The organism is Paenibacillus pabuli (genome assembly GCF_039831995.1).
In the GTDB taxonomy this organism is placed as follows: domain Bacteria; phylum Bacillota; class Bacilli; order Paenibacillales; family Paenibacillaceae; genus Paenibacillus; species Paenibacillus pabuli_C.
The window spans coordinates 377,744-404,324 of sequence record NZ_JBDOIO010000004.1 but is presented as its reverse complement, the minus strand read 5'-3'; the positions used below and the strand labels follow the sequence as shown (position 1 = coordinate 404,324).

25 protein-coding genes and 1 pseudogene are annotated in these 26,581 nt (G+C 45.2%); 4 read left to right on the top strand and 22 right to left on the bottom strand.

Translation table 11 applies throughout. The features are described from left to right. Positions 1–3: 3 nt before the first annotated feature. From ABGV42_RS21405 to modA, 8 genes are all read right to left on the bottom strand, one after another. Entirely contained in the window at positions 4–291 is a 288-nt protein-coding gene (locus ABGV42_RS21405) for a nucleoside-diphosphate sugar epimerase (protein ID WP_095291953.1), read from the bottom strand. A 121-nt stretch (positions 292–412) separates the two neighbouring features. Then, the gene (locus ABGV42_RS21400) at positions 413–1,165 is read right to left on the bottom strand and encodes an amino acid ABC transporter ATP-binding protein (protein ID WP_347383591.1); all 753 of its coding nucleotides are present in this window, start codon (positions 1,163–1,165) and stop codon (positions 413–415) included. Continuing rightward, on the bottom strand, positions 1,162–1,872 hold the full coding sequence (locus ABGV42_RS21395) for an amino acid ABC transporter permease (protein WP_347383590.1): 711 nt from the start codon (positions 1,870–1,872) through the stop codon (positions 1,162–1,164). The genes ABGV42_RS21400 and ABGV42_RS21395 overlap by 4 nt, the downstream gene beginning before the upstream one ends. Positions 1,873–1,876: 4 nt before the next feature. After that, on the bottom strand, positions 1,877–2,620 hold the full coding sequence (locus tag ABGV42_RS21390) for an amino acid ABC transporter permease (RefSeq protein WP_347383589.1): 744 nt from the start codon (positions 2,618–2,620) through the stop codon (positions 1,877–1,879). A gap of 23 nt (positions 2,621–2,643) precedes the next feature. Then, positions 2,644–3,483, bottom strand: coding sequence for a transporter substrate-binding domain-containing protein (locus ABGV42_RS21385; RefSeq protein WP_347383588.1), 840 nt, complete (start codon positions 3,481–3,483; stop codon positions 2,644–2,646). 273 nt (positions 3,484–3,756) lie between these two features. Beyond that, entirely contained in the window at positions 3,757–4,089 is a 333-nt protein-coding gene (locus tag ABGV42_RS21380) for a hypothetical protein (protein WP_347383587.1), read from the bottom strand. A gap of 331 nt (positions 4,090–4,420) precedes the next feature. Then, a complete protein-coding gene (gene modB, locus ABGV42_RS21375; RefSeq protein ID WP_347383586.1) occupies positions 4,421–5,104 on the bottom strand; it encodes a molybdate ABC transporter permease subunit in 684 nt (227 codons plus the stop codon). Continuing rightward, complete coding sequence (gene modA, locus ABGV42_RS21370; protein WP_347383585.1) at positions 5,101–5,973, bottom strand: molybdate ABC transporter substrate-binding protein; 873 nt, start codon at positions 5,971–5,973, stop codon at positions 5,101–5,103. Before modA ends, modB begins: the two co-directional genes overlap by 4 nt. Positions 5,974–6,199: 226 nt before the next feature. Here modA and ABGV42_RS21365 point away from each other — a divergent pair, with 226 nt between their 5' ends. Continuing rightward, positions 6,200–7,261 carry a helix-turn-helix transcriptional regulator gene (locus ABGV42_RS21365; RefSeq protein WP_347383584.1) on the top strand — a complete coding sequence of 354 codons (1,062 nt, stop codon included), beginning with the start codon at positions 6,200–6,202 and terminating at the stop codon, positions 7,259–7,261. Between the two features lie 239 nt (positions 7,262–7,500). Here ABGV42_RS21365 and ABGV42_RS21360 read toward each other — a convergent pair whose 3' ends face one another. Further along, positions 7,501–8,457: a hypothetical protein gene (locus ABGV42_RS21360; RefSeq protein WP_431523666.1), complete on the bottom strand. Its 957-nt coding sequence runs from the start codon at positions 8,455–8,457 to the stop codon at positions 7,501–7,503. A 727-nt stretch (positions 8,458–9,184) separates the two neighbouring features. After that, complete coding sequence (locus tag ABGV42_RS21355) at positions 9,185–9,697, bottom strand: AAA family ATPase (protein WP_347383583.1); 513 nt, start codon at positions 9,695–9,697, stop codon at positions 9,185–9,187. 432 nt (positions 9,698–10,129) lie between these two features. Between ABGV42_RS21355 and ABGV42_RS21350 the strand changes: the two genes are divergently transcribed. Further along, positions 10,130–11,776 (top strand): RNA polymerase sigma factor, encoded by a 1,647-nt coding sequence (locus ABGV42_RS21350; RefSeq protein WP_347383582.1) that lies wholly within the window; start codon positions 10,130–10,132, stop codon positions 11,774–11,776. Positions 11,777–12,366: 590 nt separating this feature from the next. Here the strand turns inward: ABGV42_RS21350 and ABGV42_RS21345 are convergent. From ABGV42_RS21345 to ABGV42_RS21335, 3 genes are all read right to left on the bottom strand, one after another. Then, positions 12,367–12,795, bottom strand: a complete 429-nt coding sequence (locus ABGV42_RS21345) for a hypothetical protein (protein ID WP_347383581.1) — start codon at positions 12,793–12,795, stop codon at positions 12,367–12,369. Positions 12,796–13,186: 391 nt separating this feature from the next. Beyond that, complete coding sequence (locus tag ABGV42_RS21340) at positions 13,187–14,149, bottom strand: DMT family transporter (RefSeq protein WP_347383580.1); 963 nt, start codon at positions 14,147–14,149, stop codon at positions 13,187–13,189. Next, positions 14,142–14,756 carry a non-canonical purine NTP pyrophosphatase gene (locus tag ABGV42_RS21335; RefSeq protein WP_347383579.1) on the bottom strand — a complete coding sequence of 205 codons (615 nt, stop codon included), beginning with the start codon at positions 14,754–14,756 and terminating at the stop codon, positions 14,142–14,144. Before ABGV42_RS21335 ends, ABGV42_RS21340 begins: the two co-directional genes overlap by 8 nt. 123 nt (positions 14,757–14,879) lie before the next feature. Here ABGV42_RS21335 and ABGV42_RS21330 point away from each other — a divergent pair, with 123 nt between their 5' ends. Continuing rightward, entirely contained in the window at positions 14,880–16,736 is a 1,857-nt protein-coding gene (locus ABGV42_RS21330) for an ABC transporter substrate-binding protein (RefSeq protein ID WP_347383578.1), read from the top strand. Between the two features lie 1,191 nt (positions 16,737–17,927). On the opposite strand, the gene ABGV42_RS21325 is transcribed toward ABGV42_RS21330, so the two are convergent. Beyond that, positions 17,928–18,239: a hypothetical protein gene (locus ABGV42_RS21325; protein ID WP_347383577.1), complete on the bottom strand. Its 312-nt coding sequence runs from the start codon at positions 18,237–18,239 to the stop codon at positions 17,928–17,930. A 159-nt stretch (positions 18,240–18,398) separates the two neighbouring features. On the opposite strand from ABGV42_RS21325, the gene ABGV42_RS21320 reads away from it, so the two are divergent. Then, entirely contained in the window at positions 18,399–19,028 is a 630-nt protein-coding gene (locus ABGV42_RS21320; protein ID WP_347383576.1) for a hypothetical protein, read from the top strand. A gap of 426 nt (positions 19,029–19,454) precedes the next feature. Here ABGV42_RS21320 and ABGV42_RS21315 read toward each other — a convergent pair. From ABGV42_RS21315 to cntE, 8 genes and pseudogenes are all read right to left on the bottom strand, one after another. Then, positions 19,455–19,914: pseudogene (locus tag ABGV42_RS21315) on the bottom strand (MFS transporter); the annotation flags it as partial. Positions 19,915–20,296: 382 nt separating this feature from the next. Then, on the bottom strand, positions 20,297–20,713 hold the full coding sequence (locus ABGV42_RS21310; RefSeq protein ID WP_347383575.1) for a YjdF family protein: 417 nt from the start codon (positions 20,711–20,713) through the stop codon (positions 20,297–20,299). 355 nt (positions 20,714–21,068) lie between these two features. Then, positions 21,069–21,830: a kanamycin nucleotidyltransferase C-terminal domain-containing protein gene (locus ABGV42_RS21305; protein WP_347383574.1), complete on the bottom strand. Its 762-nt coding sequence runs from the start codon at positions 21,828–21,830 to the stop codon at positions 21,069–21,071. 150 nt (positions 21,831–21,980) lie between these two features. Next, positions 21,981–22,784, bottom strand: a complete 804-nt coding sequence (locus ABGV42_RS21300) for an undecaprenyl-diphosphate phosphatase (RefSeq protein WP_347383573.1) — start codon at positions 22,782–22,784, stop codon at positions 21,981–21,983. Positions 22,785–23,128: 344 nt separating this feature from the next. Then, positions 23,129–23,461 carry a DUF3024 domain-containing protein gene (locus ABGV42_RS21295; RefSeq protein ID WP_347383572.1) on the bottom strand — a complete coding sequence of 111 codons (333 nt, stop codon included), beginning with the start codon at positions 23,459–23,461 and terminating at the stop codon, positions 23,129–23,131. A 42-nt stretch (positions 23,462–23,503) separates the two neighbouring features. Next, positions 23,504–23,773: a 30S ribosomal protein S14 gene (rpsN, locus tag ABGV42_RS21290; protein ID WP_347383571.1), complete on the bottom strand. Its 270-nt coding sequence runs from the start codon at positions 23,771–23,773 to the stop codon at positions 23,504–23,506. 72 nt (positions 23,774–23,845) lie between these two features. Further along, positions 23,846–25,042, bottom strand: coding sequence for a GTP-binding protein (locus tag ABGV42_RS21285; RefSeq protein ID WP_347383570.1), 1,197 nt, complete (start codon positions 25,040–25,042; stop codon positions 23,846–23,848). Positions 25,043–25,324: 282 nt separating this feature from the next. Beyond that, positions 25,325–26,551, bottom strand: a complete 1,227-nt coding sequence (cntE, locus tag ABGV42_RS21280) for a staphylopine family metallophore export MFS transporter CntE (RefSeq protein WP_347383569.1) — start codon at positions 26,549–26,551, stop codon at positions 25,325–25,327. Between the last annotated feature and the right edge of the window lie 30 nt (positions 26,552–26,581).

Below are 26,581 nucleotides of genomic sequence, written 5' to 3'. Positions count from 1 at the left end.
GGCTTATTCTTCCTCTTGACCAGCCATCTCCCGCATCACCTGGGTCAGTGTTTCGGCAACAGCTTCCTCCAGATCCGCTAGGCCCCCCAAATAGGAGATGATGCTTTTGTTGATTTGCCCAGAGCTATCCAGCAGACCCTCAACGCCATCCAGCTCCGGTTCGATATCCGGCAAATGATTAATAATTTCAGACATCCGCACAGCGACTTGGCGTTTGGCATCCAATACTCGTGCAAGCTGCTGGTGTGAGTGTGCAATATGTGTGAGTATTTCATCAACTTTGCTCTGCATGGTCCTCCTCCTTACGGTCACGGCCTGCTTCACCCATAGAAAAACCCGGCCTATCAGCATTTGCCTGCTACAGCATATGCCGGGCCGGGATCGTCAGTTACTCCAGCTTGCGCCTATATCGTCAAATGACATAACTCCAGTCCGAGGAGTATCGGCTTAGGAATTGGCGGGTTCGCTCCTGTTTGGGCCGCAAAAAGATCTCCTCGGGTGTTCCTTGCTCCACCACATTTCCACCATCCATGAACACAACCCGATTCGCCACTTCACGGGCAAAGCCCATTTCATGGGTAACAACGATCATCGTGATGCCCTCCTGGGCAATCGAACGAATGACGGATAATACCTCTCCGACCAGCTCTGGATCCAGAGCTGAGGTCGGTTCATCGAACAGAATGACCTCTGGATTCAGAGCTAGTGCACGTGCAATGCCGACCCGCTGCTGCTGTCCACCAGACAGCATGCTCGGATAGTCATTGATTTTGTCAGAAAGCCCTACTTGTTCAAGTACACGCAGGGCACGTGCACGGGCATCCGCCTTGGACATCTTCTGCGCCACGATTAGCCCTTCGGTGACATTATCCAGCACCGTTTTGTGTTTGAACAAATTATAATGCTGAAAAACCATGGCCGTTTTCCGTCTGATCTGCACGATATCGTGTTTGCGCGCATGTTTGCAGTCTACGCCCAATCCACTGATCTGGACCTTGCCTTCATCCGCACGTTCCAGAAAGTTTACACAGCGCAGCAATGTCGTTTTGCCCGACCCGCTGGGTCCAAGAATGGCGACGACATCCCCCTGCTCTACGGTGAGATCAATGCCTTTCAGCACTTCCTGCTTGCCAAAAGACTTGTGTATATTGCTTAGTGTAATCATGAAACCCCTCCTTTGCGATACAAGGCAACCCGTCGTTCCAGCAGAGCAGTGATCCGTTCGGCGATAACTGTCAGTCCCCAATAGATGACTGCCGCAGCAATGAAGGCCTCCAGAAATTTCAAACTGACGGATGCAACGACATCTGCCTTTCCGAGGATATCCATCTGCGAAACCGTGAAGGCAAGCGTCGAACCATGCAGAAATCCGACAAACATGCTGCACAGATTGGGCAATACAGCACCGATGGCCTGAGGGAGAACGATGCGCCGCAAGGCCTGTGAGGTGCTCATGCCTACGGCATGCGCAGCCTCCATCTGTCCACGGTCCACAGCCAGAATACCCGAACGGATAATCTCAGACATATATGCTCCGGCTGTCAGCGAGAAGGCAATCAATACAAACACCAGAATGGGTATGGAAGCCGATTGAAAGGCCCATCCGTACCTTTCAGAGAGTTTGTCAATAATCATCGGTATACCGTAATAGATCAGAAACAGATGCATTAACATCGGCGTACCACGCAAGAAAGAGACGTAGAAGGCTGCGACCCGGTGAATCCATGGCACCTGATAGATTCGAATCAGCGCAGTGACAAGACCGATCCCGAAGCCTACAATCAGCGGCACAATCGTAATCACGAGTGTCAGTGGCAATGCCGTCAGAATTTTAAAAAAGGACGTATAAATAAACTGGAGATCAATGGACATATGCTCACCCCGCTATTCGTTTCAGTCGTTCGGCTCTGACCGCTGGCTTAGGCACCGTGCTTTTGCGTTCATGACGCTGCAGTCTGCGTTCAGCAAGAGTAAACCCTTTTTCAAGGACAATAACAATGACATAATAAACAACCGACAGGCTGATATACACCTCAAGCGCATGTGACGTAGCCGAGATCAGCGTCTGTCCTCTGCCCACCATATCCATGACACCGATGGAGAAAGCAAGGGACGTGTCCTTGAGCGAACCGATCAGCGTGTTCGCCATATTGGGGAACGCCAAAATAAGTGCTTGGGGAACAACGATCCGCCGAAAAGACTGAAACGTAGTCATCCCTGCTGCATAAGCCGCTTCGGTCTGGCCCTTGTCAACACTGCGAACGGCTCCGCGGAAGATCTCCGCAAAGGATGCAGCATCGCTAAGTGCATAGGTCACGATGACAAATACCAGCGGATCGGTTCTGGACAGGTCAATGCCAATCGGCTTCAGCAATTCGGGCAGGCCGTAATAGACCAGAAACAGCTTGATGAGAATCGGTGTGCCCCGCATGAAAGAGACATACAGGGTGGCGAGCTGACTCAGTACCGGAATCTGGTAGAGTCTTGGAACCGCCAGCAGCAAACCGCCTACCAGACCAAGCACAATGGATCCGCCCAGCACGATCAGAGTTATATGCAGATACCGTAGCAGTTCCGGGATAAAATCCAGAACCAAGGTTATATCGAATGCTTTTCCCATACCGCCTGCACACCTTTCTCCCGCTACTCTTCAACCGTATAATCCGCTCCAAGCCATTCTGTGCTCAGTTTGCTTAATGTCCCGTCTTCCTTGATTGATTTGAGGGCTTCATCCACTTTGGCTTTGAGTTCCTGCTCGTCCTTGTTGAGGATGAAATAGACTTTGGAGTTGGATAGGGCATCTCCCACCGTTTTTAATTGGGCATCCACGGCCTTATTCTGATAGTCGATAGCGAACGGCGTACTGATCGTTGCATCCACCCGGCCGGATTTGATCTGAGTGATCGTGTCTTCACCGGCTCCCGAGTATACAATATCGATGCTGTTGCCATTGTCCGCATTCCACTTCTCAGCCAGCACAGCCGCATTGCTCGTTGCACCTACAATAAGCTTTTTCCCTTTCAGATCGTCGATGGAATTCACATCCTGGTTTTTTTGACTCACGACCACTTTATTCGGGAAAATATTATAAGCTTCATCATTAAACAGGAATTTTGCCTGTCTCTCTTCATTCACTTCCATCTGGTGAGCAATCAGATCGATTTTTTTCGTCTCCAGGCTGAGCAGCAGGTTTTTGAACTCCATGGTACTGAATTCAAACTCATATTCGGGCAGCCGTTTATCAATTTCGCGAATCAATTCCACATCGTATCCTGTCAATTTGCCATTCTCATCAATAAAGCATACATTCGGAAATTGCGTACCTGTGCCTACAATAATCTTCTTCACTGTATCTTGACCGGACGCGGATGTGGTCTCCGCTTCATTTGAAGCATTGCCTGTGCTGCATCCTGCCAGCACCGCGAGCATGGTTACGAACAAGAGCGCTGTCCGAAATTGATGAATCCCCCATTTTTTAGCCATTCCCGATCTCCTCCACGAGGCTGTACCCAGCCGATATGATGTGTGCTCCCTTTCACCGATACTTAACTAACCATTCTTACTTGTATAGTCGGAATTAGGTTGATCAAAGAATATCACCCTGGGTCATCCTGAGGCAATATGAAGCCTAATAGGACATCCTGATAATGTTATAGAACTTCTCTATGTGGACATTCACTTGCAATCCTTAACCCAAAAAAAGCCTCTCCCCAACCGATCTGGCGGAGAAAAGGCTTCTTTGATTCATGATGTTATCTATCTGCGACTGGCCCACTTAATTTTACGTGCGACTTCCAGCCGCTGGGACTGCAGGAGGCCAATTCGTTCTTCAAATTTGTCGCGTTCATCCTGGGTGTGTGCTGCATGCAGCTGGTTGCACAGCCCCGTCAGCTTACTGTTGATATAATCCAGCCGTGTCCACAATTCCTCTTCTGGGGACCGCTGCTGCTCCACTGCCGGCTGAAATATCTTGAGCTGGTGGATAAGGGACTGCTGCCATTCCTGATCCTGAATTTGGATGGCAAAATGCAAAAGATCCAGATAATCGTCGATTTGCAACGATACGCCGCAATCAGGTTTAGTATTCATTGTCGTCTCTCTCCTTATTTCAGTGCTTGGCTGGAATCAGTTACTTCTATTTTACAGGAAAAGGGCTGCTTTAGGCGAGGGTTGAAAGAACGAAATTTGGAAATTTTTTTGGTTTTTTTGTGCATAAAAGTTTTCAGTTATCGTATAGACCGTTTGGATTGGAGCATTCTTTTCCTAAAGTCTGATTTACGATAAAATGACTCCAAAATGAGTTGCTTCAAAGAAGGTTCACTTACACGGCAATATCCACCTATACAGCATAAAACCCGCTTCAAGGCATATTCCTTGGCGGGTCTTCGTCATTTAAACTTCTGCATTAGCTTGCATCTGTTCAAGCCTTCTCATGGGTAGGCTGCCTCGTTAGAAGCAACATGACAAATGAGATAATAATGATGGAACCTGTCCATGCCCATGCCATGGTCTGATTGCCCGAATCCACTGCAACGTAGATTGCGGTAGGTACGGTTTGGGTTTTGCCAGGAATATTTCCAGCGATCATCAGTGTGGCCCCGAATTCCCCCAGTGCCCGAGCAAAACCCAATATGAAGGCTGTCATAAGCGCACGTCCGGCCAGCGGCAGCGAAATGTAACGGAATACCTGCCACTCATTCGCCCCGATCGATCTGCCCGCATCCTCCAGATCCCTATCAATACCACTGAAACCGGATTTCATGGTCTGATAAACCAAGGGGAAGGCCACGACCACTGAAGCAATTACCGCAGCCCACCAGGAGAAGATGACCGGCGCCGAGAAGATCGCTTCAATCCATTGTCCGAGCAGACTTTTGCGTCCCAGCAAAACGAGTAACAGAAAGCCAACCACGGTTGGCGGGAGCACCAGCGGCAGCATAAACACGGTTTCCAGCACAATTTTGCCCCGAAAAGAGCGGCGTGACATCCACCAGGCTACAGCAATGCCGAGCACGGCTGCGATTACGCTGGACAACAGAGCAACCTGAAGTGACAGGCGAACAGGTGACCAGAATGCGGTCCAGTCTATCTCATTACCACTCATTCTGGAACAGAGAATCCGTACTTCGCAAATACATCCAGCACTTCAGGGGTTTGCAAATACGCATAAAATTGTTCTGCTTCTGTCCGGTGTTTCGTGGCTTCAATAATGCCTACCGGATAATTGGCCGGCGTATAGCTGTTCTTGTCCACCTCAAACGCAATTTTTACCTGATCCGAGGTCAGTGCATCCGTTTTGTACACAAATCCCGCGTCTGCATTCCCAGTCTCCACATATTGCAGAACCTGTCTGACATCCTTACCCTGCACAAGCTTGCTTTTAAGCTGATCCCACAGACTTGCATTGGTCAGCGCTTCCTTCGCATAGGTTCCTGCCGGCACACTTTCCGGAATCCCGATGGCTACGGTTTTAACGGAATCCGCTGTCAGATCCTGCTCGTTTGATACCGCATTTTCACTACCTGCTGGAATGATTGCGACAAGTGAGTTCTGCAGCAAATTCTTCTGGTCAGCAGATGCAATCAGGTTCTCGTCTACCAGAGCATTCATATTTTTCGTTGCCGCCGATACAAAAATATCAGCAGGTGCACCCTGTTCAATCTGCTGCTGAAGTGCTCCCGATGCCCCGAAGTTAAAGTTAAGTTCGATATAAGGGTGGGCAAGCTCATAATTGGTTTCGATTTCTTTCATTGCATCGGTCAGACTGGCTGCTGCGGAGATCGTTAATTCTACGGTTTCCTGCGGCTCGGTATTCGCTGCTGAATTCGTTTCTCCCGATGTCGCTGGTGCCGAGGACACCGGCTCAATGGCTGTAGAAGAATCCGTGCTGTCCGTACCTGCACCACACCCTGCGAACACAAGTGCCATTCCGAGAGACATGCTCCCCAGTATGTATCCTATTCTTTTTCTCATCTCTTCTCCCCCTGACCCTCCTACATGTTATGTTTAGATATAACTAGTTATAATTAATTATATTTTATTATACATAAGATCGGTCAAATGGGAAGCTTGTTTATGCACTCCTGCAGTTAATGGTATAGTACAAGGGACTGTATCAAGCAACTTCAGCAAACTTACACATGATGTTGATGAACTTAATCATATATGCTTTTGCCATCCTGAAGGAGGATCTTCACACATGACAGAGGAGCAATCCTATACGACCGAAGAAATATCCAAGCTGCTCAAAATATCCAAACTAACCGTGTATGACCTGATTAAAAAGGGAGACCTCGTCGCTTATCGCGTCGGCAAACAAATGAGGATTGATGCCACCGATCTGGAGGCATACAAGCGGCGTTCCAAGCAGCTGCAGTCCCCAACCGGCCAGCTCACCACTTCCGCCCATCCCGCAGCAACGGCTCCGGTGACCGAACGCAGTGATTCCGATAAACCTTTGGCTGCACCTCTACATGACCAATCTAATGCCCCATCCAGACCGGCATCCGAGGCTTCCAGCTTGGTACAGGGAGAATCTGCTGTCCCTCATGCAGCTCGGCATATCGTCATTACAGGGCAGGACGTGAGCTTGGATATTCTCATGCGCCATATGGAGAAACAAACGCGTAACATTCGTCCACTGCGCTCTTTCATGGGCAGCCTGGATGGGCTCATCTCTATGTACCGCGGCGAGTCCGACCTGGTCAGCACTCATCTGCTCGATGGAGATACGGGCGAGTATAATCTGCCCTACATCCGGAAAATTCTGATTGGCTGGTCGTATGTCGTCGTAAACCTGCTCTCAAGACCCGCAGGATTGTATGTAAAGCGCGGTAACCCGCGCGGCTTACAAGGCTGGGCAGACCTGGATCAGCCTGATCTGCGACTCGCCAACCGCGAGAGGGGTTCCGGGGCGCGTGTCCTGCTCGATGAGCAGCTTCGTTTGCATGGCATTCCTTCTTCCCGCCTGATCGGTTATAACCTCGAAGAGACCAGTCATATGGGTGTTGCCGCCAAAGTCAGCTCCGGTGAAGCCGATGTCGGCATTGGCATTGAGAAGGCTGCACGTCTTGTTGGTCAGGTTGATTTCATTCCACTGACTCAGGAGCGCTATGATCTGGTTATGTTAAAGAAACCGGGCAATGAGATGTGGACCGATTCGGTCCTGCGCATCCTTCAATCTTCGGAGTTCAGACAGGAGCTGCAATCCTTTGAAGGTTATGACGTATCCCGTACTGGTGAGATTTTGTATGAAGTATAGTGTGACTTAATCTAGACGTTTGCCAAAATACACACTTATGCTTCCAGTACGTTACACTGTAGGGCCCGTGAGTTAAAGAAAGCAGCTGATCACATGATCAGCTGCTTTCTTAGATTTATTGAGCTATCGTTTCCCGTTAGCTTAACGCCTGCCAGTGCAGATGTACAAAATCCTTTATTTTATGAAGATGTAAAAGGAGCTACCGCTGCAGCTCCCTCATTCTAGTTAGCGTATACGCCTCAATCCGAAATGTCGCGCAGAGCGCGCCGGCGGTCATGCAGCACTAGCAGGATGATCATCCCCATCATCACACCCAAGACGATGCCGGCCTCTGTAGTCAAAATTCGTGCCAAGGGGTACTCCGGGGAGTACTGTGAATCGGGGCGAATGGCGGAAAAGAGGTTATAAGAGAACAGCATTCCCGACGAAATCCATACCGCCACCATAGGGGGTAGAAATCTCCGAGTGCCACGGCGGGAGGTTATCGCCATCAGGCCCAACGCCCCCGCGATGGCCCACACGCCAGTACTCAAAGTCAGGAGGCGCCACCATAGATCACGGTGATTCAGCATGGCCGGGTCGATGCCGAGGGTGCCACCCGCCGCCCAGAACACCTTGATGACGCCGAGCAGGATACAGCCGGCAGCGACGAGCCTAGCCGAGGAAACTTGCAGCTGTCGGGTGTGTCCCGGCAGCTCTGCGTAGTCGATCGGTCCGCCCATCGCCTCGGGCCACCGCGCCTTGGCGTAACCTGCCAAGGCAAGTGGCAGGCAAATGCCGACCCCGGCCAGCGAGATCATAACGAAGATCTGCTCGTATGCCCAGAAGTCGGCGGCGCCAGCCTCCTTATCCCGGGTCATAGCGGCCGGGCCGAGCACTGGTGCCAACAACAGCATGGGTACGAGCAGACCGGTGCCCATCCATACGGGAAAAGCAACCAGCCCCGCTGGCAGCCGTTCGCCCCACGGCCTGCAGAACGCCATCGCCAGCAGGATACCCACCGCAGCAATCACCGCGGTTGCTGCGTTGATCGCTCGCCAACTGGGGTCGCCCATTTGCTCGGTCGGAAGAAAGAGACCAAAAGTCCAGACAATTTTTATAAGCAGATATGGTGTCACCGCTATGGCGGCGCCATATCCGCAGATTTTACGCATCTTCCCTAATCGTGAGGCCGGCGGCTCTGTCATTGCTTTCATGTCGTCATCACCTGCTTTCTTGTAACTTCGTCAATTGGTAAAACCAACATGAAAATACATGTATGCGGATGAGTGGTATCGAATGAATAATGTTATTTTGTATCTTTCCCTTGCGCTTCGACCACCTTAATTAACCGACTTAGCTCATCTCTAAGTAATTGAATCTCTTCTTCAATTTCTCGAACGAATTTCAAAAACGCGTAGCCAATAAACGGTTAATATCCAACTTTGACATAATCACACTATCTGGCGTTTGAGATGAAAATGACTTCGGCATGTATTGCCACAGGCCAAAGATAATCAACAACACTCCGATTGCAATTAAGAAAAAGAAATACGTTTAGTTATGCTTTAAGACAAGTGATACCACCTCCATAAAGTCATTTTTAATCCTTGTATTTACTACGATTCTAGAAGGTGGGAGTTGCGCTAAACTGTCCGTTAGTTGAACAAAAGCAGCTGATCAATGCGATCAGCTGTTTTTTTTGGTTTTATTGAGCTATCGTTTCCCGTTAGTGGAATACCCTGAGTAATAATTTACAATTGTAATACCATCAAACTGTGCTTCTTCTTTATATTGAATCAGTACGTTCTCTATGCTACTTACCTTGTTTAATTGTACATTCAAACGGTAACTCTAACTTCTCAACCTGTTCTCCAGACCGGTTCAGTGCAATTCAGCATTCTTATCTTATAGATTTGTTCCATGCAAAACCAGACTACACATTCAATTAGTTGGTATTGAGAACCGCTGAATAATAAAGTCTGCTGCTTGCTCGGCGGTGATGTTCGAGACATCCACTTTAGTTGTATTCAGTTGTTCGTATAGAGGAATGCGCTCTAGGCTTCTTAATAATATATCTTCCGTACGATTTCCGACATCTACATCCTTAATCAGTCGTTCTTTCAATGCCTCTATACTGCATACCAAGGATATGAGATGCACTTTGCAACCTTGTGTATCAAGACGTGTAATAATCTCATCAACAATAGCTTGCTGATGCATTACCCAGCAAAAGACAATATTTTCATAAACAGTACACTTGATAAAATTATTCAAAAGGAAGCATATATTTTGCATAACCATCTCTTTGGTTTCCTCGGTCACTTGAAATGGACGCATGTCCCAGCACCAGTCCCCATCAAGAAATACGCTGTTGCTCAATTTATCCTTCATAATTTGGCAAGTTGTTGTTTTTCCTACGCCCATTGTACCGCCAATCAGAAAAATGTTTTTCATACCAAGCCCCTCTAAAATTCTTATTAGATTAACTATAGTTTCCCGTTAGTTTAATGAACCTCTATTATGCATTTGAATAATTAATCGAGACCACTCCTGGTTAACTACGGAACGAAGGAGTACCCCAAGTACCCGAAGTAGAACTTCGTCTCGTGCTCCTAGTTTGTATACTCCCATAGTTGAACGGAAAAGAAGTATCTTTATATACTAAAAGTGAGACCTTTACATCTAAAGCAAACTTCAACTTGTTTAACAAAAAGTTTATAACATCTCTTTAACCATTTAAATGACCTACTCATGATGTTTGTAATTATACATGTATGAAGTGATCCGGTAGGACGCCCAAATTTTTTTGAAATAATCCCAACCTTTATTTCGCCTGGCACACTATATAATTGTCAGGAATTACAGATGCAACTATGGAGGCAAAAAATGGATTCAATTAGTAAAAACGGAAAAGAAGCGGCGGAAGCGATTCGGAGCTATGTCAAACCGATTTTCGGTTTTGCCTTAAACCGGGTCAAGCAGCGGGCCGAGGCGGAGGATCTGGCTCAGGAGATTATGCTGCAGTTGTTGAAATCCTTCTCTGGGGTGCGGGACATTAGAAGCCTTGACGCTTACGTCTGGACGGTTGCCCGATACACTTGGGTGAATTGGTTGAAAAAGCGTGCGCACGCTCCCCAAGCGATCGAAATCAACGGCATGTCCGAACTGTCGGCCGCCCCTTCTCGGGAGCCGCTTGACCGGCTGTTGGTAACCGAAGCTTACCGCGATCTCCGCCGAGAAGTCGCGTTTCTGTCCGACATCCATCGCCGAATCGTGGTCATGCATTACTACGACGAGCTTAAAATCGGCGATATAGCGATTGCTCTGAACATTCCTGTAGGCACGGTGAAGTGGCATTTGAGCGAGGCTAAAAAGAAGTTACGGAAAGGGATGAAACGTATGCGTGCAACAGGAACTTTAAGTGTCAATCCGGTCAGCATGGGGGAAATGGGCCATTCCGGTTCGGCCGGCAGACTGGGCGAAACCAACGATTTTCTTGGACGCGCCTTGGCGCAAAATATCGTTTACGCGGCTTATCACAAGGCGCGTACCGTACATCAAATTGCGGAGGAGCTCGGAATGCCGCCGTCTTTGCTGGAAGGCGAAGTTCGGCACCTGGCCGATTACAATTTCCTCATCCAAACCTCTCCCGGCAAATATCAAAGCAATACCATCGTCTGGGACCTCTTCGAGTTGGCCGTAGCCGGTCATCAATTTTGGCAAGATTGCGCCGCCGAAGTGGCCGATGTTCATTTTGACGCGTTAATGGAAGTTCGCCGGCAAGTCGAGGATAGCGGAGTGTACGTTCCGGACGGCGACTATAACTTCCTGCTCTGGACCTTGCTGCCCAAGAACGTCGAGGAGCAATCTTGGCGGAGCATGCCGGCGGGCGAAACCTTCGAAGTGGTCGCACCAATGCGAAAGGACGGAGGTCAGTATATTGCCTATGCGGCGTTAAACCGGAGCCACAATGCCGATCCGGGTTTTGATTTGAGTAGTTACGTCACCTTCGGTCCGTCGCTCCGCTACGTCGAAGACACTCCCTTATACTTGTGGCAATTCAATACTTACTGGAGCGACCGCCAGATGGATTGGCGTTTCCTGGAATACCGGAATGTCGAGATTTGTCATGCGTTCCAACAAGGGGAACTGCCCGACAACGAAGAGAACGCCGAGCAATATTCGTTCCTGCTGGAGAAGGGGTACATCCGCAAGACGGAGGAGGGGTACAAGTTCAATGCGGTTTGGATCGACTCCCCGCAAACGTTGGATCGGTTAAACAAGGCAATGCCGGATTTGTCCGCTCTGTATGCGCCTGCTGTCGGCAAGCTCTACGACAAAATGCTCAACCTGTTCCTACAAAATCAGCCGAAGCATTTGGAGCCGCAGCTTGCTTACATGGTGAGAGGCAACACCGGCGGAGGCCGGCTTGTCGCTTATATTTTGAAGCATTTGGTCGATAACGGGAAGTTGAAACCGCCGTTGCCGCACCAGCAGAAGACGATCTCAACCTGGATGGGGCCGGTCAAGTAAGTCAGTTCGGAAATGTATATGAAGAAAAGCCGTTCCCGGACGGTGGCCATTTTTACACATAACTCTGTCTGTCCAACGAAGTGATTAGGACATCGCTATTTCACACGGCCCCCTCCTGAACGTATGGAAATGATCAAAAACTACCCATGATGGACATGCGTCATGGGTAGTTTTTGATCGCAATCGTATCTGCCGGATTTCTCCTTACCTTACTATTTTTAATCTTCTTGTCCGCAACCAACCGTGAGAGGCTAGATGCTCCACTACTCAGCAGATCTATTCAGCAAAATTGCCCGTTAGCTTAATGTAGCTTCGTCTTTCTAATATAAATTCCTCCGTCTCTACTGTCCCTAAAGGTATATGTTTATCGTATGAGTATTTAAATCACGAAAAAGGGCTTTCCCCAGACCAGGAGCGCCCCAAATTTTTAATGATATTAAAATCCCAGTTGGGAAACTAACCAGGTTTGTATGAGAGTGCAGAAGGCGAAGAGTAATTGGAACGGGAGTGTCGGCAGTTGATCTTGGGAAAACCAAAATACAAATAACCGGAATGGAAATAAGGTAGCGCCTCCATCTACAGGCGCTACCTTATTTTATAGCATCGTAAAGCTCTGTCATCCGGTATGCTAATTCCGATTGCGGCTCCATCCGCTGATGATTCATATCAGTAGGCGTCATATATAACATTTCTTTCTCCTGCTCAAACATAGTGACATGAAACAAAACCCCTGTTGTATCTTCTTGCCCCGGATCAAGTGCGATTTTTAAGTGCCGTACCTTTTCAATCCATTCTTGAATTAGTGCTTGATCTGTAGTCGTTTTTTTTGTGCCATCACTGCCACTCATTATTTCAATAGAATCAACTTGTGTAATGTCGCCAGGATAGAAGGTTTCTAATCCCTTTGGTTCCTTACTTACTCCCGACTGATCCGACTGATTAGAAATTTGGCAGCTGCTAAGAATCAAGGTCAACAATGAAGCACACATTAAGGTGTAAAGTGAATATTTTTTCATCATAATCCCCCACTTAATCCTTAAACGATATTTACATTTGAATTGTTCCATCTTGTTTAACAAAAAAACGCTGGGTATAACCAGCCCCTGGAGCAATTTTTCTAGAATATACTCCGTAGTCTCCGTAAAGGTATACCAAAAAGGATCGTCAGCATTTCTGCAACAATACCGGTTGCCGTTGATCACATTTCATTTGGGCTATCGTTTCCCGTTAGTTCAATATGTTCTTACTTTTTGAAAAAAAAGATCGCAATGTTAAACCTTGTAAGTTATCTGATATTGCCTTCCAGTTCTTTAAGCAATCATCATCTCGCTGGTTAATAGGCAGTCTAAAAAGATGCTTTATTCACGGAGGCCACAGAAGTTATGAAAGAAATTTTAACTAAGAAGCTTACTAAGTAGGTCTTTTTAAATGAGAGTATATTTGTACGAATAATATAGCTAATCCTACAATCAGTAGTCCCAACAGTTCAGCAACCGACAGATTGCGGTGGAAAATGAGAATATCCAATACAGCTACCTCTAGCAGCATTAAATTGTTGATTAGACTGTTCTCATAGGCCCGCAAGTGCTTTTGACTCCAAGTCCATAAAGAGAATGCAAATGAACCATTAATAATTCCTAGCCACAGTATGATCCCCACAAGTGGCCATGAGAACCTTGGTAAACCTTCAAAGATCAGCCCAATAACTAACATCCCAAAAGCACCAATTGCCATGGGCATTAGAACGAGATCACCTGAACTTGCTTTTCCGTTCTTTAGTAAGTGCCTCGTTAGTGCAAGATGGATAGCATATCCAGCACATGAAGCGAGGATTAGTAAAATCCCACTAATATGCCCTCCCCTAAAATCCCAAGGGAAATAGAAAACGACAACTCCAGCGAGTGCTGCTACGATCCCTAAAAATGATATGCGACCACGTAACTCTCTAAGCCAGGAAACGTCTAATACAATTAAAGCTGCAGTGTTACCAACGGAGAGAATCATGCTCGTTTGTGTGGGTGTAATCAGCATCTGCCCCGCGTATTGTAACCCCTGTGCCATTAGATATCCAGTTACTCCAAGTACAACGATATAATACGGTCGTAATTGAATACGTACTTTTCCCTTTTGAACATGCTTTTTTGGTACTATACTACTTCGATTTAGCAGAATCAACCGAACGAGCACTAATGTGATTGCTGAAACGCTGTAACGTAAACCAGCTAGCGTAAAAGGCCCAATATGATGTTGAAACGCCATCTTGTTTAAAATGTACGAGGTCGACCAAAGTATGGTGACTAATAGGGCTGCACCCATGGCGAGGATATATTGATCTTTGACTGTACTAAAACGACTTGCATCATCCTTAGTCAAGAGAGTCACCTCTTGATTCGTGAGCAATGATCCACTCTCTAATACGCTCGGTTACCATTGCTAAAGCCTGTAAGTGATGATCATTGACTTTAACAGTAGGTAATCCATTTTCAGCAATGGTTAGCCCCCTTGGTAGCTCAAAGATACGAGAATAACCACTCGCTAGTCTGCCACGTGGACTGAATGAAATTCTCCCTTCTAACTCTCCATATGTATAGGAACTACTACCATCCGGAAACCGGATTGCGACTACACTCTTAATTCGTGCTGTACGAAGTGCTGGGTTGGTTACATGTTTTAGTTCCTCAAGCAATTTAACACTTCGATCATCATCCGTACCGGGAGCCCACCGGGCAGTACAAACACCTGGATTTCCGTCTAAAACATTTACACATAACCCTGAGTCTTCCGCAACGATAATCCTATTTGATGTAATCTGAACTGCGTTGGCTTTCAAAAGCGCGTTTTCCTCGAAGGTATTTCCACTCTCATCAACTTCGTCCACTTCATTTTCAAATAACGCCCTCATTGGGATCGGTAATTTAAGCAGTCCTTCCTTTATCCATTGGGCTTTCCTTGGACTCCAAGTGGCTAAAACAATTTCCATAATAAGCTCCTCCTTTTCAGCTACGCATATAGTTCGTATGCTATGATTGTAGTTGAAATAAGGGATATAAAAAGAGTATACTTTTCGATCTGAAACTTCCCCTTTTATTTGGAGGTGAATATTTTGCAGTTATCAGAACATTTCTTCAATCTTAAGAAATTATTTGGTAAGCTGGAATCGCAGATTTCACAGAAGACGACTTTACAAGAGCTGGGAACAATATGGAACTGTACACCACGTAATGTGAAGTGGATCATACGTCGTTTGTGTACGGCTGGGTGGATCACTTGGTCCCCAGGACGTGGAAGAGGTAATCACTCCACGCTGACGATATTAACTTCCGAAGCGGAGGTGGTGCTTACACTCGCCCAGGAAGCAACGACTAAAGGAAAGTTTCATGATGGAATACGATTACTTGAAAAGCATCACTTAGATGATGTAATGCGCGGTCGTTTTGCACATTGGCTAGAGGGACAGTATGGTTACCGCGTCGATAAGAATGAGAATTATCAACTAGATACACTGCGCCTCCCTTTTTATCGAAATATGCCTAATTTAGATCCTGTATTTACCCTACGGCGCACGGAGTGGCATATGGCTCGCCAACTCTTTGACACGCTTGTTACGAAGAGCGATGAGGACGAAGAAATCATTCCTCATGTGGCCTATTATTGGGAAACGAATAACAAGGGAACCACTTGGACTTTTTACATAAGAAAAGGGATCCTTTTCCACGATAATACCGAATTGAACGCCAAGGATGTTGTCTATACTCTTAAGCGTTTAACGTCTACAAATTTTGGAAGAACGGAATGGACTGAGCTTCCTTTGGATTGTATTCAAGCATTAGGCCTTTACTGTGTTGAGATTAGACTTAGACGACCTTACCATCTTCTTCCCCAACTGCTTGCTTCTCCGCGTGCTTCAATCCTTCCCCTTTCTTCCTCAATACTTTCGCCTGGGGAATTTGCACGTTTTCCTATTGGAAGTGGGCCGTTCCGGGTGATCGAGAACAATAACGTCCAAATTGTTCTCGAGGCCTTCCCTGCATATTTTTGGGGGCGAGCTCAGCTGGACCGGGTGGAACTCTGGATCATACCGGAAACTCGTTATCGTCCATTACCGTTACAGGAAATGGCAGGCGATTCACTCCCTTATATTCATCCTTTTCAACTCCACACACGAAACAATCGACCACCTGACATCGAAAAAGTTGAAGCTGGGTGCACATATATGACATTTCAGCTCAACAAGCCGGGACCTCTACAATCTAGCGATTTTCGTCGCTGGCTTTGTCATGCAGCTAATCCGCTACATATGAATGATGGTTCAAGCGATCATACCTATAGCGAAGCGTACAGCTTTTTTCCCGAATGGAGTATAACAGCGGACCGAATATCAGAAAATGAATATAGGAATGATGATCGCAGTTATTTAAAAACAGAATCTACCTTTTTAGCACCACCTCCCTATCACCCAGAACAATCACTATCGTTGCTGACATATCATATATTGGATGATTCCTTGGAGAGAAATGCACGCTGGTTTAGCGAACAATGCGCTAAACATGGGATAAAAATCAATGTAGAAGTTCGAGAATATGAAGATTTTATACGTCCAGAGATAATTGATGCCGCAGATCTTGTACTAGCTAACGCTGTTGTTGATGATTATCCGGTCATTTCTTTCTTACGTCTTATGCTTGATGATCGTCATGTTGTACGTAGGCATCTTTCCGCTGAGATATATCAGCATCTAAGTGCTCGATTGCGTAAGATCGAGAACGAGCCTGAACTACACAAACGGATTCAAATGACCCGGGAAACGGAACAGTGGCTTAGAAATACACGTGCTGTATTCTTTTTGTACCATCTAAACCAGGCCACGTACTACGATAATCGTTTAATAGGAATGCAAACCAACGCTTATGGTTGGGCAGATTTTTATAGACTTGCATTACGACCGTCGAATCACTCATGAATGCCTTTATTGCAATAGGAACTTATTCAAATAAACAAACAAATGAGATTGCTCCTATCTACAATACTCTTTCGCTTCTACAACCAAAAACCCACGAATCCAAACATTAGGGATCAGTACAGAGATTTAGATTATATTATAATTACGCTTGAACTTCCTGGTAATCAACTTATCTGCCCGTTAAGTGAACAAAGGCAGCCGACCATAATCTCCTGCTGCCTCTTTTGTTTTTCTTGAGCTATTGTTTCCCGTTAAGTGAACAAAAAGCAGCCGATCACAATGAATCAGCTGCTTTCTTTATTGTATAGAGTTAACATTTCCCTTTAGCTTAACAAGAAAAGCACGTCACTTCTATTGAAGTTCAAGAAGATCTAAATTATCGCGAACAAGGATCGTTTTGTCTTTATAGTCCCAATGTCCGATCAAGTTAGGAAGCTTCGTCAAATTGTAATCTTTATTCCATGCCAACAAGTCGTGGGTGCCTTCGAGCGTCGCAGGATTTCATGGTTAATTCCTAAGGATTTCGCAATGCTTTTAATCCCTTCATTTCCTGATAAGTATTGATGAATAGCCTCTATCTTCAAGTCTAAATTAAATTTTGACAAAAAAACTGCACCTCCGATTGTTAGCTGCTTTCTTAGTTTATTGAGTTATCGTTACCCGTTAGCAGAATACTTAATTTTTAATCCAATCATTGAAATGATCTGCTACAAATCGAGTCTCGTTCTCATAGTGAGCCAAGTGTCCTTCATCCACCATCTTTTGAAAGGCCAAATTTCCTTCCGCAGCACCATTCCTCAACGTATCACACATCGTTGTCAATCATTGAATAATCCACTGATACAGCTCATTAGGGACGTGAATTCCATATGATTCAAGAAAACAAACGGATTTCGTCGGCTACGCTCTCTAGAGTGCAAATTCGATTGGTATACTACCGTTTTTTCCGAGGTATGGTCAGGCTGGAAGCAGGCAAGTGGAACCAATGTATAAACTATGAATAGACTCTATGGAAGCATACAACTGAACAACACAAAAAGGAAACCCTTAGCACTGTTGAGCCAATCATCAACCCCGAAGGCAACATTCACTTCCTGCCCATAACAAAAAAAGAAATAAATCCACAAAAAAAGAGCTACCCGTGGATCAAGTGTGGGTAACTCTAAACTAGTTGAAACCGATCCAATTTTCTTAAAAAACTATAGATAGTATTACTGGTAATAGAGCAAGAACTATTGAAACTGAAATTATAATTTTTTTTGTACGTTGCTTTAAATTCATCTTTCTTGAATGAAACCATTCGCCGAAGTAATAAAATCTAGAGTGGATAAGAAAAGTAATTAAACAATTCATCGCAAAGAATATCAATATATAATTCTTAGGGTTCACTTTTACCATAGGATAAAGTTGTAATTCTAAATTCCATAGAGCCGTTACCCCAAAGAAATAAAGAATACCACAAACAATAATATCAAATAGAAAACCAGTTGTCTTTTTAAGCACTAATATCCTCCTTTCACATAATATTAAAAAAGGTAAATAATTAATATACACTTTATACCATAAAAGATAAAATAATAAAATTAACTTCCATTTATTACTTTATTATTGTATAATAATGGAACGTAGACGTAAATATTAGTTATATGGAGGATTAAATAATTGAAAAAGGCTATTTTATTGTTACTAACTTTGGCTTTAACAATGCTACCAGTTCTTTCTGCAAGTGCTGAATCTAATGATGAACAGCTAGATAGTCAAGCAATTGCTCAAAGATTTGAGGAAATTAACTCAAAATATAAAATTAACGAGAGATTCAGTGATGAAGATGCAGAATTTGTTAAAAAATATGCAATTCCAGCACAACCATCAGAACAACCAGAAGTATCAATTCAAAGTTTCTGGGATGGAAACACAAAGTTCTCTTTGAGCGGTTCCGGGGCAGTAGGACAAAATAGTACAGTTCAAACTGTAGGATACATTGAAGTTCAACTTGGTTTGGTGAGCGAAAGTATTAACTTTAGTATGACTTCTAACGACATAAACAAGAAATACCATAGCAAATTTGATAACGAAATTAAATTTGCTGGTTATGGCCTTCTTGGAAGTGATGGAATCGGAATTACAGTGGATAGAACGTATACAAATCCTAAAAGTAACGTGAACTATAATAAATATCAAGATAACGATAGTGTTCTAGGTAACTTAATGTATTACCAGGTTAGTGCTAAAGTATTCGTTTCTGATCCTGGATTAAATAAAAGTATACCAGTAACCTTGACAAAATATTAAAAGTACCTTGATGCAAAGTCCATATTTTAAGAAATCAGAGAAACTAGTATACTCCTTTCTTTTTATTTGTTTAAAAATCCATTGCTTACAAAGCAATGGATTTTTAAATTTATTTACATCAAAGAATCTTGGCTAAGGAATAATGGTTGATATGTAACATTTTATTATCATACCTTTGAATACAATCTATTTCATAGTTTTTTTATCTGCTTCCATTCGCGGCCGTACTGATCTTGTTCGTCAAGAAACTTCGGCGCAACGGACGTGACATTCTTTTACTCATGGTGGTTACTAGCGTTGTGTTCAGCGTTGTGGGAGCCATCCTCTTCGCTAGAGTATTGCCCTCAGGACAGGTTTTAACTACATCGCTTCTTATTAAGATGTCAGTTTAATCGGCAATCGTTACAAGTTCTTGTCCCTCGACAGAACCCCAAGTGCAAGTGCCAAAGGCGTGCCTACCATAGCGACAGCCACGGCCTTTCCTTTTAACGACTCTGGCACCATGCAGCGTGCATAACCTGCAGTAATTGCCCATAACACCCCGCCGCTACTCCCCACTGAAACGTGCGAATAGCGTTATCGCATACATAGAAGATAAGGCAGTCAACATGTTAAATACCAGAAAACCTATGATACAGATGATACAGAGCAGCAAAGGCGGATGCGTTTACACCTTGTGTCGCCGTGGTCAGCGGAATGGTTGCCAGCAGGGAACCAACTGCATATAACGTAACCAGTTGTCCGGCCAGCGCCTGCGTATCGATAAGACCACTCGCAATCTGTGGTAGTAGGCCAGCAGGAAAACTTTCCATAAGTGTGCAATAAATCCCGCCACCGCTAACACCAGCAGCCCCGCCGAAGAAAGGCTTTCTTTCCTGACCTCCATGTCATCTGCGGTGTTATATTTCGTTTGAGATCACAAATCATGCTCCTTTGTGCTGTATGGGATAGCTTAGATGCCCAATTGCTATTTTTGATAAGCTTACAGAATTAAGCTCTCATTGTGCATACAGCGTTAAAGGTAGTAGAACATTTTCACCGAGAAGATCCATTTATTTTTGCATATTTACTTTTAGTTGCACCCTGCCCGTTAGTTAAACAAAAGTAGCCGATCACATGGATCAGCTGCTTTCTTGGTACTGTTGAGCTATCGTTTTCCGTTAGTTAAATGAACGATCAAATTCGCAGCCTGGCTTTTAGAGCAGTAAGAAAAAAAGAAGCAAGTCTATAAAGACGTGCTTCCTCTGAGACGCTAGTTAGTTTCTTGACTATTTGCCTCTGTGCTTCTTCTTAGCTTTTTGAACCCTAAGTTGATATTTTCTTTCATTCTCTTCAAGAATTTGTTGTCGTTCATGCACTTTTCGTTGGAGTTTCCTAGACTCGAGGTCCAGCTTTATTGCCTCCTGAGCATGGCTACTTAAACCTCTCTGGGCAATCTCCTTAGACGCCTGGCGAGCTAGTCTTTTCGGATTTACTCGAGTGTTTTTACTTCGTTTAGCATTCGTCCCTACCTTCGTGAGGCTCATCAATTCCATCATTTTCTCGCTAACGAACTCTAAAACTTCCGAATCCTTCGGTTCGTTACCAAAAATATGACGACAAGCTTTTAGACGTCCCCGCTCTTCCTGCTCAATCACACCGATCCAGTACTTACAACTTTCATCAAACAATACGGTAAGCTTCACACTTACTCCCCCTCTGTTTTATACTGGAGTGATGGACATCCCGAGGGGGGAAGGTCACTGACACGAGGGCTAACCCTGTGCGACCGGACTACCAACCGATCTGTGTTTTTACACTCCTATAAGGTTATATCACATAATTTACAATTGTTAAACCGCTCTACTAACCTGCCCGTTAGTTTAATAAAAAGCAGCTGATCAAAGCGATCAGCTGCTTGCTTGGTATTAATGAGCTATCGTTTCCCGTTAGTTCAATAAAACAGCCAATCAAGTTGATCGGCTGGCTGCGTTCTTTGCATTATTACTCTGTCAACTCACGGTATTTCTACGCTTTAAGTAATTTTTGTATATTAGACTTTCACAATTCTAGAATATCACTACGATATTCTATTCTTAAGTCCTCAAGCAATTTATTCAAACCAAACCATAAGTTCTCACACAATAGATAAAGCTCATCCTTATCAGTCAGCTCACCACATATTACTTTTGTTGCTAACTCAACATATCCTTCTGGCTTGATAGGTTGTTCTATAGATTCTTCCAGAGTTACGGATCTACTAGTATAATATTGTTTGTTCAACAATCCAATCAATTTAGCAAGTTGCCATGTGAAATCAAACACAGCACGGGGAAGATAAGAGAGGTTATTCGAAACTTTGGCATTTCGGATCTTGCCCATCGTTTCATATGGCTCCCAAATCATAAATTCTGCAATTACTTCTCTAAACTTTTCGTCAGGTACTGAGAGCGCAATCTCCTTAGCCTTATAAAATATGCCATTTGGATCGTAAAGGGAGGTAATATGTACGAAGCTCCCTGTTCTAATCGCCCATCCGTCGTCCACCATGCTAGCCTGATGAAACCATTCGGATTTCTGTTTTGTAGAAATCTCTAGTTTGTAAGGATGAAAAATTAATTCACGGTTAGGTATATTCGCTCCATCTCTACTAATGATGTGCAATTCTATATCTGAATAAGGCCCCTCTTTTGCTAGAGCAATTGAACCATAAATACCAATAGCCTCGATGTCCTTATCGTATTTTTCTAATAACTTGTTCTTTATCTCATTTATAAAATCTAATTTTTCTTTACGACTAGTTTCAGCTGGAAAAGGCAACATGTGTATCCTCCTGGTATCTGGGTTTCCTTTATACTATCATCCATTCAACTAACCTGCCCGTTAGCTTAACGAAAAATGAAGCAGCTGCCAACCGGCAACTGCTCCTTTCTTTTTTGGACTAACGTTTCCCGGTTAGATTGAAGTTTACAGTTACAGTATGACGATAAAATAGAAAAGAGCTGCTAATACAAAACGGTATAGAGCAAACCACTCCAATCGAAGTCGCTTGATCAATCTAATAAACGTTACTACCGCAATCATAGCCACAAGGAAGGATGTCATAAATCCAATTAACATCAGATATAAATCGTCTAAACGAATTAAATCGATGCTATCGTATAAGTCCAACAAGGTAGCACCAAACATAACAGGTACAGAAATAATGAACGTAAAATCTGCGGCAGCTTTTTGGCTAGTACCAAGCAAAAGGCCACCTGAAATCGTCGAACCTGATCTCGAAAAACCTGGCCACAAGGCCAGACATTGGAATAAGCCAATCCCAAAAGCTTGTTTGTAACTAATCCTATCCATTGTATCTACGCTGGTAGTTCTCTTACTCCTTGCGGCGATGATCATTAACAAACCACCTGCAATTAAACCAAATAAGACAGGTTTAGGGCCGAATAATTGGCTTTTTATAGTGTCCTTTAGTAGAAGATATACGATTAATGCTGGTAACATAGCCAAAATCATATGTATTACGTTTAATCCTTTACTTGTTGAAAAATCCATTTTAATTAAGTTTGACCCAATCTCCATATACCTTTTCCAATAAAGAATTAGAACGGCCATCACTGCACCCAACTGTATAACAATTTTAAAGGTTATTGCCGCGTCTCCCTCAAAGTCAAGTAAATTTCCTGCTAAAATAAGATGTCCAGTAGACGATACGGGTAAGAATTCAGTTAACCCTTCTATTATCCCAAGTATGATTGCTTTTATTGGATCAGTCATTAGAAGATGCCCCCTTTACGAAATAAACTCGCTTAGCAAGTTCAAGTATAAGGGTGAATGACTATATATTCCCATCGATTAACATAACAATGTTCATTTCAGTGTGACATTATCGTCACATCATACACCTTGATAAGCCCATTAACGGAAAATTACAGGTCACTTTATGTATTAAGTCACATATCACTTTGTTCATGCGATCCCCAAAGCAAAAGACGCCGCTACATCTGCACGACGCCTTTTCTATTTACTACATCTATAATAGAGCCTGCTTCTCCACCATCAATCCAGAGTCATCTCGTAAAACCAGAAGTAGGCTACTTCAGCTCTGCGTTCGGTTGGACTCAGCGCCAGAATATGCCGGTCTCATCCCGTTCAACTTGTTCGAGCAAATCTTCAAAGTCGGGACAAGGCTCAATAACGTCTACGGCATGCCAACTGCTGTGTTCATCCCGGGCATATACCTTCCATTGTTCACCTTCCCATTGAAACCGGGCGATCGGCATCACGTCCCACCGATACCTTACTTCGGCTGGCCTTTCCTCTGTTAGAATGAGCTCGTCACCATTCATCACATAAGTCAGCTTAACCATCGTGCGGAGCGGTGCAGGCACCTTCTCGTGGATATACCCATTCATGAGCGATTGAATTCTTCGAATGGTAAATGAGTCCAGCATATCATCCACAGCCTTTCATTGCCAAAATGAACGTCCTCTGTCTTACCAGCTGGACTTGGTTACGCCCGGAATCTGTCCCTGATGGGCCAGTTCGCGGAAGACGATCCGTGAAACCTTGAATTTGCGCAAATATCCTCTTGGACGCCCTGTCAGTTCGCAGCGATTTTTCAGCCTTGTTGGGGAGGCGTTACGCGGCAATCTCTGCAGTGCTTCGTAATCTCCTTTTTCCTTCAATTCCCGGCGCAGCTCTGCGTACTTGGCTACCGTTGCCTGACGCTGTTTTTCACGAACAACTTTTGATTTTTTGGCCATCATTTACAGCTCCTTTACGATTTTTTTGAACATGTTACACCTTATAATTCCAAATACAGAACCTTCTTCCGATCAGACGGTTTCAACAGGCCACGGCAGAGGATTCTCAAATCGTCCCCAGTCGGCTTGCATCTCCTCATCACTGAGCAGGCACTGGTCCAGCTCATCCTCAATCATGTCACGCTCCATCTCGATCCCAATCATCACCAGCTCGGTCTGACGGTCTCCCCACTGGGCGTCCCAATTTTCCAGGACACCCGGCTCGGTGCGAAAAATCAATTCCTTGTCCGCTTCCGGCAAGGCCGCGACCCAATGTCCGGCAGGTCCAAACTGAATGGAAGGCCCCGCCTGGCTCAGGCTTGCTGCTACATCTCCTTCAGCCGCCAGCCAAACCAGGCCTTTGGCACGAACGACCTCTTCCGGCCAGTAGCTCATGAACTCAGCCAGACGTGCGGGATGGAATGGCTTCCTGCGACGGTACACGAAGGAGCCAATTCCGTACTCTTCCGTCTCGGGGGTGTGTGATTCTTTTTCCAGCTCCTGAATCCATCCGGCTGACATGCTTGCTTTTTCAAAATCAAAGAGACCTGTATTTAAAATCTCAGCAGGATTCACCTGCCCCTTCACGGTCCGAATCATCTTGGCATGGGGCTGAAGTTTACGGATGATGCCTTCAAGCTTGTTCAGCTCCACTTCATCGACCAGATCACATTTGTTCAGCAGCAGGACATCACACGTCTCAATCTGGTCAATCAGCAAATCCACCACGTCACGGGTATCTTCCTCTCCTGCTGCCTGACTCCGATCCAAAAGGCTCTGTCCTGAGGCAAAATCATGCCAGAACCGGTTGGCATCCACCACCGTTACCAGGCAGTCCAGCTTCGCCAGACGGGTCAGATCAATACCCGATTCTTCATCGGCGTATGTAAAGGTCTGCGCTACCGGGACAGGTTCACTGATGCCCGTGGATTCAATCAGGATATAATCGAACCGGCCTTCGTTCGCCAGTTTCTCGATCTCCTGCATCAGATCATCCCGCAGCGTGCAGCAGATGCAGCCATTGGACAGCTCAACCAGCTTCTCTTCGGTTCGGGACAACGTAGCTTCTCCCTTAACCAGCGCTGCATCAATGTTCACCTCACTCATGTCATTTACAATGACAGCGACCTTAAGGCCCTGCCGATTGTGCAGTACATGATTAAGCACCGTCGTTTTACCTGAACCAAGGTAACCGCTGAGGACCGTTACCGGAACTTGCTTTTGTGTCATTTGTATCTACTCCTTATAGTGACAGCCAATATATTATTGGCCTTATTAGTAATTATTACGATTAACAACAATGACTATAATCCTGTTGGCTCCTGTTGTCAAATCATTTCTGTAAAAAAAAGACCTACGGTCTGGTTCCGGTTGTTCACATCATCATGATACGTCCCGGAAATTCAGTCCGTAAGCCTATTAACTTTTGCATCTAAATAGCAATCTAAGGTCAGCCAGCACGAGTCGTTAAAACCAGCACACAACAACACATTGCCTATACAGAGAGCTTCCTCAGTTTGCAGTAGAGAGCCTTTCTCTATTGCCTGATTCCATCCGTTTTCTACATATGACGACCAGCACCATGGCCGCCACGGAAAGAAATGTACAGATCGTAAACATCGTGGAATAGGAGCTGTTCTGAATAATCAGCCCCATGGCAAGTCCGCCCAAGGAGAAACCCAGATCGTAGGAGGACATGAACATGCCCATCAGCACATACCTGGAATCAGCAGGGAGCACGAAGGACAGGTATGTCGTCAACGTCGGGTACATGAGAGCCAGGGCAAAACCACTAAACACCGCGGACAAGTACACCAGTGGTCCAATGAACTCCAGCAGCGCGAGCATCTGGGTTCCCAGTGCCGCGCACAGCAGCAATCCTGCGATCAGCCAGGTATTCCAGCTGCCGTCGGACGGTATTTTTTTGCGCAACATAAATCGGCATAGAATCACAACCAGTCCCTGAATCGTTAAAAACACCCCGGCACTCGCAAGTCCCGTCGATACCATATAGAGCGGAAGAAACGTCGCCGTGGCTCCAAAAACGCAGGAAGCAAACAGCATGACTACACTGCTGATCAACAGGGGCGTGCTGCGCCAAATACCACGAAAAGAGCGGATCATATCCCTTAGCGTATATGACTTATTTTGTACTGTATGCTTGGGCAGATCCACGCGGTATCCGATCAGAAGTGGCAGTGCCGCCAAACCAATCAGGAGTACCGTAAACCAAATATCACTGGCACTTTCCCAAATTTGTATCGCCAGAATGGGAACGATGAGAGAGGGAACCATCGTAAAGAGCGTATACATGGACAGCCCCTGTGCCCGGTCCTTGTCTTCGAGCTTTTCCACTATACCCGCCTGCATGGTCATGGAGAAAAACGCAGTCGCCACACCTTGCAATGCTCGCAGCCAGAGGTATGCTTCCACATCACCGATCATGAAGAGCACCAGTGTTGCGGCATGCAGAAGCAGCAGCCATTGCATGACGCGAAGAGGACCATATTTCCCCAGAAGCTGTGCAGCCAGCGGCCTCAAAAGCATACACGTGAGCATGTAAGCTCCCATCATGAGGCCAATTTCGGCCTGACTCAATCCTGCCGCTTCACTTCTCAGTGGAAGAATAATCGTTAAGGCCGAATTTGCGGCAAAAAATAAAAAAGCCAGCATATAAAACCGGATAAAGGAAAAAGAGACCGGATTTAATTTGCCATGATTGTTTGCAGAAGCATCCATTAATTTGTACCCACTTTCTCACTATTGCCG